A 13,995-nucleotide genomic window follows, 5' to 3' on the forward strand; every position below is an offset into this window, starting at 1 on the left:
AGATATTTAGTGGTATAAAGACTACTAATATCTTCTTTTTTTTATTTTGAATTTTATTCTAGTCCAATATAATAATCTAATAAATCTTCAATGCTTATAATTCCTACTAGCTTTTCGTTTTCTACAATCGGCATAGAAATAATATTATTTTTCCTTAAACGTTTTGCCACAACAACAATATCTTCATTAGCTTGAGCTAAGATTATTGATTTAGACATAACCCAATCAACTGGACAATCTTCATAGTGTCCTGGGGTTACCATGAATCTGTATATATCTGCTTTAACTACCATCCCAACTAAAACCTCGTTATCATCTATTACAGGCATACCATTCAAATCAAACTCATCCATAAGCTTTAAAGCTTTGTCTATGTCATCGTTTACTTTAAGAGTGATAGGATTAGGCTTTAATATATTACTGATGTTCATGATATCATCTCCCTTAAATATGTTTATATTCTTATTCTACTACAAAAAACTACATTAAAAAACATAGATTCAGAATATTTAGAAAATAATATTGCTCTTTATACACTTTTAAATGTTAAAGCACTGTGCTGAAATTAAGCTAAAAGAATAGGATACAATTTGGAGTAATGGTACAATAAGCAAAATAAAACTACAGCAAAAAAGTACTGGTAATATTTTGATAAGAAGTTATAATTTTAATATACATATTTTGTAATATATTATATAATAATCATGTGTATCAAAGCATAGAAGTAAATATTAAGAGTTATCATCAAAGGGGAAAGATATGAAGAATCTTTATAATCTAAGATATATAATAACAATTTTAATTTTCGGAATTTTTACTTTCATCCTTTTTGGTATTTTTAAGGAACCTGCCAATGTTAAAGAGCAAATAAAACCAGAGATAGTACTTATTTGCCATGTAAAATCAAATCCCTATTGGCAATATATAAAGGCTGGGGCTGAAAAGGCTGCTAAGGAAAGAAATGCAGTTGTTAAGGTTGAGGGGCCTGATTATGCTAATGTTGATGAAGGGCTTAAACTTATTAATATGGCGTATGCAGCTAAGGTTAGTGGGATAATTACATATGTGCAGGAGGAAAGTAAATATAATTCGGTAATTAATAATGTTGTTGACAATGGAATACCTCTTATTACAATTGATTCAGATGCAGAGAAAAGTAAACGTTTAGCATATGTTGGTACAGATAATATTGGCGCAGGTACTGAAGGTGCCAAGGAGATGATAAGGCAAATTGGAACCGAGGGAAATATCGGTATAGTTATAGGTGGTAAAGACGTAACTAATCAAAAAGAAAGAGTTCAGGGCTTTAAAGATTATATAAATAGTAATTCAAAGATAGATATAGTTAGTGTTGAATCTTCCGATTCATATCTACTTGAAGCAGAACTTGCAGCTAAGAAAATACTAACTAAAAACTATAATATAAAAGCTCTATTTTGTACATCGGCTCTTGATGGAGTAGGGGCAGCTAAAGCAGTATCAAGCCTTGGACTTGTAGGGAGAGTAAAGATTGTTGCTTTTGATGACTTGCCTGAAACCTTACAACTTATCGAATCAGGAGTAATTTCTTCCACTATTGTTCAAAGACCGTACCTTATGGGATATAATGCAGTGAATATGATAATGGACATATCTCAAGGTAAGAAAGTAGATAAAGTAAATTTAACAGATGTACAAGTTGTTGATAAAAATAATATAAATGAATACAAGAAAAAACAGGGAGAGTAGAGGATGAAAAATAGTTTAAGAAGGAAGTTCATTATTTTTGCTCTCATTATTATAATCCCGTTAGCTACAAGTAATATTACTGCAGTACTCACAAATAGAAAGATAAATGAGAATTATTCTATTATGCTAAGTAAATTAAACAATATAAACGAAATCAAAAATTTACTTAATGATGCATCAGATAATTTTAATAAATACATACAGACAAATACTGCTCAATGTAGAAATAACTTTAGAAAAGATTTAGATGAAGCATTAAATAAGGTAAATTCCCTTAGAGAGATTTCTGACGCTGAAAGTCAATATATCCTAAGGGATTTAATAAATACTCTTTATAGCTATAGAGCTGAAGGAGAGAAGACAATAGATCTTTATGATAATAGAGGGTCTATTGATACTTATTATGATCATTATGTTTCTACCAAAGAAATTCAGACATATTGTAATAGTTACATTACTAATCTAACGGATAGCTATATTAGTTATAATGATACCTTATATAAAAGCTATGAAGTTAAAGAACGTATTATAAATAAGATTATAATGCTATATATTACGGCAGCGCTGTTGATGAGCATATTATCAACACTGTTCTTTATTAGAAATATAAGCTTAAAGTTGAAACAGCTAGTAAAGGCATCAAAAAAGGTTTCAAATGGGGATTTTGAAATGGTAGGAGGAGAGAAGACTGATATATATGAATTAGATTTGTTATCAGAAGCTTTCAACAGCATGATAAAAAATATAAAAGTATATATAAATTCACTAAAAAGAAATGCTGAGCTCGAAAGAAAAGTAATAGATGATGAGATTACTATTTTAAAATATGAAAATGCACTAAAGTTAAGTCAATTAAAAGTACTTCAATCTCAAATAAATCCACACTTCTTATTTAATACTTTAAATTGCATAAATCAAACAGCCATAAAAGAAAATGCTTCTACAACAGAAGAACTTATAAAATCTGTATCTGGAATTTTAAGATATAGCTTAACAATGATGGAACGAAATGCAACCTTAAAGGAAGAAATTGATGTAGTAAAGCAATATATATTCATACAAAAGGTTCGCTATGATGAAAGAGTTACTTTTATATTAGATTTAAAAGTTGATTTAACAAAAGTAAAGGTTCCAGGAATGACGCTTCAACCTTTTGTAGAAAATGCTTTTATACATGGGATAGAACCGAAGGAAGATGGGGGAAATATAGGGATAACTATATATGAAGAAGGAAGTTATACAATTGTGCTTATTGAAGATAGTGGCTGCGGAATTGATGAAGAGACTCTTAGTAAAATAAGCTCAGAAGATAATTCCAGTGAACACATAGGACATACTACTGGAATGGGGATTAGAAGCACAATTAATAGATTAGAGTTACTATATGATGAGAAAAATTTATTCTCAGTAGAAAGTAAAAAGGGGCTTGGAACAAAAATCTATTTAAAAATTCCTAAAAAGGTGTTGATGTAGACATGGTAAGACTTCTTATTGCTGATGATGAAAAGTATGAAAGAGAATCTATTATAAGTATACTAAGCTGGGAGTTTGGTGATAAACTGGAGGTGCTTGAAGCTCGTAATGGAAGAGAAGCTATCGAGATAGCAGAACAAACTAGACCAGATATTGTTATAACTGATATAAAAATGCCTGGTATAAATGGATTAGTAGCTATTGAAGAGATAAAGAGATCACTACCTAATACTTACTTTATTATTTTGACGGCATATGATTATTTTGACTTTGCAGTGGAGGCTGTGAAAAATAATGTCAAAGAGTATATACTAAAACCTTTTGGAAGACCAGAACTAATTGAGAAAATCAGAAAAGCAGTAGCATGTGTAGATAAAGAGAAAGCTAAAAGAAAAAGCGAAATAGAGAATGCTGAAAAGCTCAATAACTTAATTTCAGTTATGGAAAATGAATTGAGCTACTATATACTAAATAATACCTTTGAAGCTATAGATGAACAGATGTATAAGAATTATTTGAATTTAACTTTTGAAAATACATGTTCAATGGTGATAGAGCTCGAATGTAGAGATACAGAGCTTTTTAACAATCAAATTAAAAGCAAGGTAGGAGAATATATAAAAGGTTATATAAACTTAAAGTATAGGGCCATAGGAACATATAAATCTATTAAAGAATTAGTGTATTTTATAGAAGCTCCAGTAGATCATAGCGATGAAGACAAAAAGATTACCATAGTAAAACTGGCTGTTGATATAAGAAAAGAGGTACAAAGAATATTTGATATATCTATAAATATAGGGATAGGAAGGTGCTATAGCGGACTTGCAGCTATGCATACATCATATAAAGAAGCAGCTACTTCATTAGAAAAAAGATGTGATAATAATATAATTCATATAGAGAATATAAAGGACAATGCTAATGAAAATAATCACAATATAGATAGTAGTAAATCAGTGCTTTTTAAAGATATAGAGAAGTATATAGTTGATAATATGGTGGAGGAACTAGATCTTGACACTGTTGCAGCAAGATTCAATCTTAGTTGCTATTACTTTAGCAGAACTTTCAAAGAGATTATAGGTTATAATTTTTCAGACTATATAAATATTCTTAGGATAAATAAAGCTAAAGAACTTCTTAGAGATAACTCTATAAGCATAAAAGAGATTTGTTTCTCTGTTGGTTATAACGATCCAAATTACTTTAGTAAAGTATTTAAAAAGTATGAAGGGCGAAGCCCTACAGAATTTAGAAAATAAAACATGAGCTCATATAGTAGTGTATTTAAATAATACTTCTATATGGGTATTTTTTTGCAGTAAAAATCTCCGCAAGAGTTTACCAGTGAAAGGCAAGTAAAAACCTTTAGTTAAACGTATTCAAAAACTATAATGAGTCTGTGGTCAAAATAAACTTCAAGGGGGAATAAAAATGAAAAAAGTACTTACTACTCTTTTAGCTTTAGGCTTAATGGCAACCTTAGCTGGTTGTGGTAATTCTGGGACAAAAGCTACAGATGCAGGCGCAGCCACTTCTAGTAAACAGTTAATTGGTGTAGCTATGCCTACTCAATCACTTCAAAGATGGAATCAAGACGGATCCAACATGAAATCAGCGCTAGAAGCAAAAGGATACAAGGTAGAGCTTCAATATGCTAACAATGACGTAAATACTCAGACTCAACAAGTAGAAAATATGATAACTAAAGGTTGTAAGGTTTTAGTTGTGGCTGCAATAGACGGATCAGCAATGACAGATGTTCTTAAGAAAGCAGCAGATAATAACGTAAAGGTAGTAGCTTACGACAGATTGATAATGAAGACACCTAATGTTGACTACTATGCAACATTTGATAACTTCAAGGTTGGAGTAATTCAAGGACAATATATAGAAAAACAACTAGGTTTAAAGGATGGAAAAGGCCCATTTAATATAGAACTATTTGGTGGTTCACCAGATGATAACAACGCTACTTTCTTCTTTAATGGTGCTATGAGCATATTACAACCTTATATTGATAATGGAAAATTAGTTGTTGCAAGTGGCCAAAAAGATTTTACTAAAATTGCAATTCAAGGCTGGGATTCAGCTAAGGCTCAGGCAAGAATGGATAACTTAATTACAGCTAACTATGCAAAGGACAAAAAACTTGATGTAGTACTTTCTCCAAATGATAGTTTAGCTATAGGTATAGTTGCATCTCTTAAAAATGCTGGTTATGGAAGCAGCGACAAACCATATCCAATATTAACAGGTCAAGACTGCGATAAACCAAATGTAATCGCTATGATAAATAAGCAACAATCTATGTCAATATTCAAGGATACTAGAACTCTTGCTTCAAAAGTAGTTGAGATGGTTGACAGTTTAGTACAGGGTAAGGAAGCTGCAGTAAATGATACAAAGACTTATAACAATGGAAGCAAGGTTGTACCATCATTCCTATGCGATCCAGTTTATGCTGATGCTTCAAACTATAAATCAATACTTATAGATAGCGGATACTATAAGGAAGCTGATTTAAAATAGTAAAATATAAACAATAAGTTTAGCCGAGCACAAAGCTAAGGTGCTCGGCTTTATAAACATATTAGGACAGCAGAAAGAAAAGTATCTAATGATGTACCAGTTCTTACCGAAATCCATTTATAAAACTCTCACGGTTTCTGGTGAGAGAATTTAAAAATATAAATTTTATTAAGAAGTGGTACATCTATATATGGGAGGGAAAAAGATGGAGGATTATATTCTTCAAATGAAAGATATAACAAAACTCTTTCCAGGGGTTAAGGCTTTAAATAATGTAAATATAAATGTAAGAAAAGGAGAAGTTCATGCTCTTATAGGAGAGAATGGAGCTGGTAAGTCTACCTTAATGAATGTCCTAAGTGGAATATATCCCTATGGAACTTACACTGGAGATATCATATATGAAGGACAGGAATGCAGATTCACGAATATAAAAGATAGCGAGAAGAAGGGTATAGTAATAATTCATCAAGAACTAGCATTAATACCATATCTATCCATAGCTGAGAACATATTCTTAGGAAATGAAAGAGAAAAAAATAATATTATAAACTGGCGCGAGACAAAAGATAAAGCTTCAGAAATGCTAAATAGGATAGGACTTAATGAAAATCCTAATACAAAGATTATAGATATAGGTGTAGGAAAACAGCAGCTTGTAGAAATAGCAAAGGCTTTAGCTAAGAATGTTAAGCTCTTAATATTAGACGAGCCTACTGCTGCTTTAAATGAAGAAGATTCAGATCATTTATTAAATTTAATATTAGAATTACAAAAAGAAGGTATTTCTTCAATACTTATTTCCCATAAACTTAATGAGGTTGTGAAAGTGGCTGATAGGGTAACAGTAATAAGAGATGGAGCTACTATAGAAACTTTAGAAAATGACGGTGATATAAGTGAAGATAGAATAATAAAGGGAATGGTTGGACGTGACCTTACTCACAGATTCCCAGAACATACTCCTAATATTGGAGATGTAGTTTTTGAGGTTAAAGATTGGAATGTACATGATCCATTGATACCACAAAGGAAAGTTATCAAGGATATGAATATAAAAGTTAAAAAAGGCGAAATCGTTGGACTTTCAGGTCTTATGGGGGCAGGAAGAACAGAATTTGCTATGAGCATCTTTGGGAAGGCTTATGGTACTCATATAACAGGGAAAATATTTAAAGATGGCAAAGAAATTACCGTTAACACCATCAGACAGGCTATAGAACATGGTATAGCTTATACTACAGAGGATAGAAAAACTGCAGGTTTAAACCTAATAGATAATATAAAGAATAATATTACTATAGCTAATTTATTTAAGATAAGTAAGAATTTTGTTATAGATAAATCAAGTCAGACTAATGTTGCTGAAGAATATAGGCAAAAGCTCAATATAAAAACACCAAGCATATTGCAGGTTGTAGGAAATCTTTCTGGAGGAAATCAACAGAAAGTTGTACTTAGTAAATGGATCTTTACTGAGCCTGATGTCCTTATCCTAGATGAGCCTACAAGAGGAATAGATATAGGTGCAAAATATGAAATATATAAGATTATAAATGACTTAGCGGATAGTGGAAAGTCAGTTATATTTATATCATCTGAGTTACCGGAAATACTAGGTGTTTGTGATAGGATTTATGTTATTAATGACGGAAAAATAGTGGGCGAACTAGATAAAAAAGATGCATCTCAGGAGTCCATAATGAAATGCATAATGAATAGTAATAGGGAGGTTATATAAATGCAAACAGTTCAAAAATCTGGAGATAATACTAAGCATAATTTATTAGATGTAATTAAAAGTACCTTCAGGAGTAATGTAAGACAGTATGCAATGCTTATAGCATTGGTAGTTATTATAATCATATTTCAGATTTTAACCAATGGGATATTGTTGGTTCCAATGAATGTAGCAAATTTAATACTTCAAAATAGCTATGTATTTATTTTAGCCATTGGTATGACGCTTTGTATTTTAACTGGTGGAAATATAGACCTTTCTGTCGGTTCAGTGTGTGCTTTTATAGGAGCATTACTTGGAACTTTTATAGTAAGTATGAAAATGAATATATGGTTAGCAATAGTATTTTGCCTAGTAGCGGGTTTAATAATTGGGATATGGCAGGGATTTTGGATAGCTTATGTAAGAATACCAGCATTTATAGTAACACTTGCAGGTATGCTTATATTTAGAGGACTTACAATAACTATGCTTAAAGGGTTAACTCTATCTCCATTCCCAGAGAGTTTTCAAAAGTTAAGTGGAGGATATATACCAGACATTTTTAAAGGGGCCTCAGCTTTGAACCTAACAGCAATCATAGCTGGAATTATAATTTCTATAGTTTATATATTGTTAGAGGTAAAGAAGTGGTCTGCAAGTAAAAAGAATGAGTATGAAAGTAATTCTTTATATCTTTTGATTGGTAAAATTGCTGTAGTAGTTTTAGCTACGAACTTAGTGTTTTATTGGTTTGCAAAATATAAGGGGATTCCAGTTATATTTGTTATAGTTGGTGTATTAGTATTCGTGTATTCTTTCTTTGCTAATAATACTATTCAAGGAAGATACCTTTATGCTATGGGAGGAAACGAGAAGGCAGCAAAGCTTTCAGGTATAAATACAAATAGAGTACTTTTCTTCTCATACGTAAATATGGCAGTATTAAGTGCTGTAGCTAGTATAGCGTTTACTTCAAGACTTAATGCAGCAGCACCTCAATCAGGAACAAACTTTGAGCTTGATGCTATAGCAGCTTGTTTTATAGGTGGAGCTTCAGCTTATGGTGGTGTCGGTACAGTAATAGGAGCTATAATAGGAGCTCTAGTAATGGGTGTACTAAATAATGGTATGTCTATAATGGGTGTTGGAAGTGACATGCAGATGACTATAAAGGGATTTGTATTATTGATGGCAGTTGCTTTTGATGTATTTTCAAAGTCAAAGAGATAGATTTACTAGAGTTAAAAGGAGAGCGGATGCTCTCCTTTTTCTATTTATAAGCAAAGTGCAAATAAGGATAATAAATTAAACAAACCTAGACATTATATAATCCTAATACAAAAACTATAATTTACTTGTGTAAATGATTTCGAAGCTAAGGAGGATAAATTATGGAATATCATTTAGCCATTGATATCGGGGCTTCTAGCGGAAGACACATCTTGGGATATATTGAAGATGGACAAATGAAGATAGAAGAAGTTTATAGATTTGAAAATGGAATAAAGAAAATTGATGATGAATATTGCTGGGATTTAAAAGGTCTATTCCAAGAGATAAAGAATGGAATTAATAAGTGTAAAGAAATTGGGAAATTACCTAAAAGTATAGGAATAGATACTTGGGCAGTAGATTTTGTTCTATTAGATAAAGAAAATAAAGTGCTAGGAAACACTGTTGCATATAGAGATGATAGAACTGAAGGGATAATGGAAGAAGTATTTGAGACTATTCCTAAAGATATGCTTTATCTATATACAGGAATACAGTTTCAAAGATTCAATACAATATATCAGTTAATGGCAATTAAGAATAAAAAGCCAGAGATATTAGAAAATGCAAAAGCATTTTTAATGGTTCCTGATTACTTAAACTTCCTTTTAACTGGAGTTAAAGCAAATGAATATACGAATGCTACAAGCACTCAGCTGGTAAACTCTTTTGATAGAACTTGGGATGATAAAATTTTAGAGCAGCTTGGAATTGATAAATCCATATTCCAAGAAATAAAGCTTCCTAAGACCAGTCTTGGAAATCTTAGAAAAGAATTAGTAGAAGAGTTTGGATTTGATATGGAGGTTATACTTCCTGCAACGCATGATACTGGTTCAGCTTTTATAGCTTCGGTATGTAATGATAATGACAGTGTGTACCTAAGCTCAGGAACATGGTCGCTAATGGGAGTAGAGAATCACTTTCCGATATGTGTACCTCAATCTATGAATTATAACTTCACTAATGAAGGTGGAATAGATTATAGATTTAGATTCTTAAAGAACATAATGGGACTTTGGATAATACAAGAGGTAAGAAAAAATTATGATAATAAATATTCCTTTGCGGAATTAGTGGTGAAGGCTAGGGAATCAGAAGATTTTAATTCGATTATAGATGTTAATCATGATAGATTCTTAAATCCAGAAAATATGATTGAAGAAATAAAGGAGTACTGCAGAGAAACAAATCAACAGGTTCCAGAAACTGTTGGACAAGTGGCCTACTGTGTTTATAATAGCTTAAGCTCAAGCTACAAAGAATCAATTGCAGAACTTGAAGAAATATTTGAAAAACAATATAAGAAAATAAATGTTTTTGGTGGTGGATGCCAAAATGAACTCCTCAATGAACTTCTTGCAAAAGTGACACAAAAAGAAGTATTAGCGGGACCAGTAGAAGCTACTGCTATAGGAAACATAGTTGCTCAGCTTCTAAGCTACGAAAAGGTAGCAAACCTTGAAGAAGCAAGAAAGCTTATAGCAAAATCTTTCGAGATAAAGACTTATATACCTTAGGTTTCGTGACATTTAAAGCTGTTAAAAGCTGTACAAAATAGAGGATGTTTGTTTAGGGGATAAGCATTAGTTGAAGTCTATATAACTGTACAGTTTATATAAATAAGTATTTGTAAGACTGTTTATAAGTATTAGGGATAATGCAGGACATGGATTAATGAAAATAAATAATTAATTAAAGATGAAAAGGAGAGCTATCATGAATATAAAAGAAAAATACGAAGTTGCAAAGCAAGAATATGCAAAGTTTGGTATCGATGTAGATAAAGTATTACAAGACCTTCAAAAGGTTAAGGTTTCAGTACACTGTTGGCAAGGTGATGATGTAACTGGTTTTGAAGTAAGTCAAAATGCACTATCAGGTGGTATACAAGCTACAGGTAACTATCCTGGAAGAGCTACAAATCCTGAACAACTAAGAGCTGACTTAGACAAAGCATTAAGTTTAATACCAGGAAAGCATAAGGTCAACTTGCATGCTATATATGCTGAGACTAATGGTCAAGTAGTTGAAAGAGATGAACTTAAGCCAGAACACTTTGAAAATTGGGTGAACTGGGCTAAGGAAAGAGGATTAGGTTTAGATTTTAACCCAACAATATTTTCTCATCCAAAGGCTAGCGATGGATTAACTTTATCGCATCCAAACAAAGAAGTAAGAGATTTCTGGATAAGACATGCAATTGGTTCAAGAAAGATTGGTGAATACTTCGGTAAGGAACTTGGACAAACTTGTTTAACAAACCTTTGGATTCCAGATGGATATAAAGATATTCCAAGTGATCGTTTAGGACCAAGAAAGAGACTTAAAGACTCCTTAGATCAGATATTTGCAGAAAAGATAGATTCAAACTACAACTTAGACGCAGTAGAATCAAAGGTATTTGGAATAGGAGCAGAATCTTATACAGTTGGTTCAAGTGAATTCTATATAAACTATGCTGCTAAAAATGGAATTCTATCATTGTTAGACACAGGACATTATCACCCAACAGAAGTAGTTTCTGATAAGATATCTTCAATGTTATTATTCTCTGAAAAAGTTGCTCTTCATGTAAGTCGTCCAGTGCGTTGGGATAGTGACCATGTTGTTATATTAGATGATGAACTTAAAGAAATAGCTAAGGAAATAGTAAGAAATGATGCTTTAGATAGAGTAATAATAGGATTAGATTTCTTCGATGCAAGCATAAACCGTATAGCTGCTTGGGTAATAGGAACTCGTAACATGCTTAAAGCTTTACTTTCTGCAATGCTTACACCTCACGAAGAGTTAATAAGACTTCAAGAGGAAGGAAACTTCACAGAAAGATTAGCATTAATGGAAGAGTTAAAGACCTATCCATTAGGAGATATATGGAACTACTACTGTGAAATAAACAATGTTCCAGTTAAAGAAGAATGGATAAATGAAGTTAAAGAATATGAAAAAACAATATTAGCAGAAAGAAAGTAGGTATAATGATGGCACTACAAGATATGAATTTCATAAAAACATTTACTAAGATAACTAATGATGCATGGCTTAAGGGTTGGCATGAAAGAAATGGTGGAAATATAACTTACAGACTAACAGAAGAAGAAACTAATGGAGTACAGAAATATATAGATGATTCAAGAGAATATACTCCAATAGGCATAAAGGTTGAAAATCTAGCAAATGAAATCTTCTTAGTTACTGGAAGTGGAAAGTTCATAAGAAATGTATCAGTTTGTTTAGAAGAAAACGTTGGCCTTATTAAGATAGATGAAAAAGGTGAAAACTACAAGATAGTATGGGGACTTGTAAATGGTGCTAGACCAACAAGTGAACTTCCTTCACATCTTAACAGTCACTCAATAAAGAAGGCTGCAACAAATGGAAAACATAGAGTTATAATGCATTCACACACTACAAATCTAATAGCATTAACTTTTGTTCTTCCTCTGGATGGACAAGTGTTTACAAGAGAGTTATGGGAGATGGCTACAGAGTGTCCAGTGGTATTTCCAAGTGGTATCGGTGTAGTTCCTTGGATGGTACCAGGTGGAGCAGAAATTGCTGAAGCTACAGGTGAACTTATGAAGTCACATGACATAGTTATATGGGCTCATCATGGAACATTCTGTTCAGGAGAAGATTTAGATCTTACTTTCGGACTAATGGACACAGTAGAAAAATCTGCTGAAATATTAGTTAAAGTATTATCTATGGGTGGAAAGAAACAAACAATAACTTCAGATAACTTTAGAGATTTAGCAAGAGACTTTAAGGTTGAACTGGATGAAAAATACCTACAATAATTAAAACTATAACATTGTTATAAATTTTATTTTTAAACGATATTTTGGGAGGAGAATTTTTATGGTAAATCGTATAGTTCTTAATGAAACATCTTATTTTGGACAAGGTTCTATCAGTGTAATAGGAGAAGAAGCAAAGAACAGACAATTTAAGAAAGCCTTTGTAGTAACTGATAAAGATCTATTAAAGTTTAATGTTGCTCAAAAGGTTACAAGAGTTCTTGAAGAAGCAAGTGTTCCTTATGTTATATATGATAATGTAAAACCAAATCCAACAATTGAAAATGTTCTAACAGGGGTTAAGGCTTATGCAGAGTCAGGAGCTGACTTCATACTAGCTATAGGTGGAGGATCTTCAATAGATACAGCTAAAGGAATCGGTATCGTAACTAACAATCCAGAATTCTCAGATGTTAAGTCTCTTGAAGGAGTAGCTGCAACTAAGAATAAATCAGTTCCAATAATAGCAGTACCAACAACAGCTGGAACTGCAGCAGAAGTAACTATAAACTACGTTATAACTGATGAAGAAGCAGTAAAGAAGATGGTTTGTGTAGATCCTAAGGATATCCCAGTTCTTGCTGTAATAGATCCAGAAATGATGACTTCAATGCCTAAGGGTTTAACAGCTGCAACTGGAATGGACGCTTTAACTCATGCTATTGAAGGATATACAACTAAAGGTGCTTGGGTTATGACTGATATGTTTGAATTAAAGGCAATAGAACTTATAGCTAATAACCTTCCAAAGGCAGTAGAAAACGGTAATGATGTTGAAGCTAGAGATGGAATGGCTACAGCTCAATATATAGCTGGAATGGGATTTTCAAATGTAGGACTTGGAATAGTTCATTCAATGGCTCATCAATTAGGAGCTGTATATGACACTCCTCATGGTGTTGCTAATGCACTGTTACTACCATATGTTATGGAATACAATGCACCAGCTACTGGAGAAAAGTATAGAGAAATCGCTCGTCAAATGGGTGTTGAAAATGTAGACTCAATGACTCAAGAAGAATATAGAAGAGCAGCAGTAGATGCAGTAGTTACTCTTTCAAAGAGCATTGGTATACCACAAAAGTTAGCTGAAATAGGAGCTAAGGAAGAAGATTTAGAAAAGCTTGCTAAGATGGCATATGCTGATGTTTGTACTCCTGGAAATCCAAGAGATACAAATGTTGAAGAGATATTAGAATTATACAAGAAGGCTTTTAAGTAAAATAGGATTAAAAAAACCAATGAGCTACTGAGTTCATTGGTTTTTCTGTTTCTATATTATTAAACATAGCCATAATTATTTTACTAGCATTATTAGGATGTTTAGAAAATCAAACTATATTGATTTGTAAATCTATTCACATTTCTTCGTAAAGATAGATGAGTAAAAAAATTGATATACATAGTTATAAGCAGTATAATTATAGAATAGATAAAATACTTAAAATTGAGAGATTTATT

At 32.0% G+C, this 13,995-nt stretch carries 11 protein-coding genes; 10 read left to right on the top strand and 1 reads right to left on the bottom strand.

Features of this window, described 5'->3' with window-relative positions:
• Positions 1-53: 53 nt before the first annotated feature.
• A complete protein-coding gene (locus tag bsdtw1_RS04405) occupies positions 54-431 on the bottom strand; it encodes a CBS domain-containing protein (protein WP_183276390.1) in 378 nt (125 codons plus the stop codon).
• A gap of 328 nt (positions 432-759) precedes the next feature.
• Between bsdtw1_RS04405 and bsdtw1_RS04410 the strand changes: the two genes are divergently transcribed.
• From bsdtw1_RS04410 to fucO, 10 genes are all read left to right on the top strand, one after another.
• Positions 760-1,728, top strand: coding sequence for a sugar-binding protein (locus tag bsdtw1_RS04410; protein ID WP_183276391.1), 969 nt, complete (start codon positions 760-762; stop codon positions 1,726-1,728).
• 3 nt (positions 1,729-1,731) lie between these two features.
• Positions 1,732-3,201 carry a sensor histidine kinase gene (locus bsdtw1_RS04415; protein ID WP_183276392.1) on the top strand — a complete coding sequence of 490 codons (1,470 nt, stop codon included), beginning with the start codon at positions 1,732-1,734 and terminating at the stop codon, positions 3,199-3,201.
• 2 nt (positions 3,202-3,203) lie between these two features.
• On the top strand, positions 3,204-4,466 hold the full coding sequence (locus bsdtw1_RS04420; protein ID WP_183276393.1) for a response regulator: 1,263 nt from the start codon (positions 3,204-3,206) through the stop codon (positions 4,464-4,466).
• Positions 4,467-4,638: 172 nt separating this feature from the next.
• Positions 4,639-5,736: a multiple monosaccharide ABC transporter substrate-binding protein gene (gene chvE, locus bsdtw1_RS04425; protein WP_183276394.1), complete on the top strand. Its 1,098-nt coding sequence runs from the start codon at positions 4,639-4,641 to the stop codon at positions 5,734-5,736.
• A gap of 205 nt (positions 5,737-5,941) precedes the next feature.
• Complete coding sequence (gene mmsA / locus bsdtw1_RS04430; RefSeq protein WP_183276395.1) at positions 5,942-7,477, top strand: multiple monosaccharide ABC transporter ATP-binding protein; 1,536 nt, start codon at positions 5,942-5,944, stop codon at positions 7,475-7,477.
• Complete coding sequence (gene mmsB, locus bsdtw1_RS04435) at positions 7,478-8,689, top strand: multiple monosaccharide ABC transporter permease (RefSeq protein WP_183276396.1); 1,212 nt, start codon at positions 7,478-7,480, stop codon at positions 8,687-8,689.
• A 161-nt stretch (positions 8,690-8,850) separates the two neighbouring features.
• A complete protein-coding gene (rhaB, locus tag bsdtw1_RS04440; RefSeq protein ID WP_183276397.1) occupies positions 8,851-10,251 on the top strand; it encodes a rhamnulokinase in 1,401 nt (466 codons plus the stop codon).
• 199 nt (positions 10,252-10,450) lie between these two features.
• Entirely contained in the window at positions 10,451-11,707 is a 1,257-nt protein-coding gene (gene rhaA, locus bsdtw1_RS04445) for an L-rhamnose isomerase (protein WP_183276398.1), read from the top strand.
• 8 nt (positions 11,708-11,715) lie between these two features.
• Positions 11,716-12,534 (top strand): rhamnulose-1-phosphate aldolase, encoded by an 819-nt coding sequence (gene rhaD / locus bsdtw1_RS04450; RefSeq protein WP_183276399.1) that lies wholly within the window; start codon positions 11,716-11,718, stop codon positions 12,532-12,534.
• Between the two features lie 61 nt (positions 12,535-12,595).
• Complete coding sequence (fucO, locus tag bsdtw1_RS04455; protein WP_183276400.1) at positions 12,596-13,756, top strand: lactaldehyde reductase; 1,161 nt, start codon at positions 12,596-12,598, stop codon at positions 13,754-13,756.
• Positions 13,757-13,995 lie beyond the last annotated feature (239 nt).

The sequence above is a fragment of the Clostridium fungisolvens genome (assembly GCF_014193895.1).
Lineage (GTDB): Bacteria > Bacillota > Clostridia > Clostridiales > Clostridiaceae > Clostridium_AR > Clostridium_AR fungisolvens.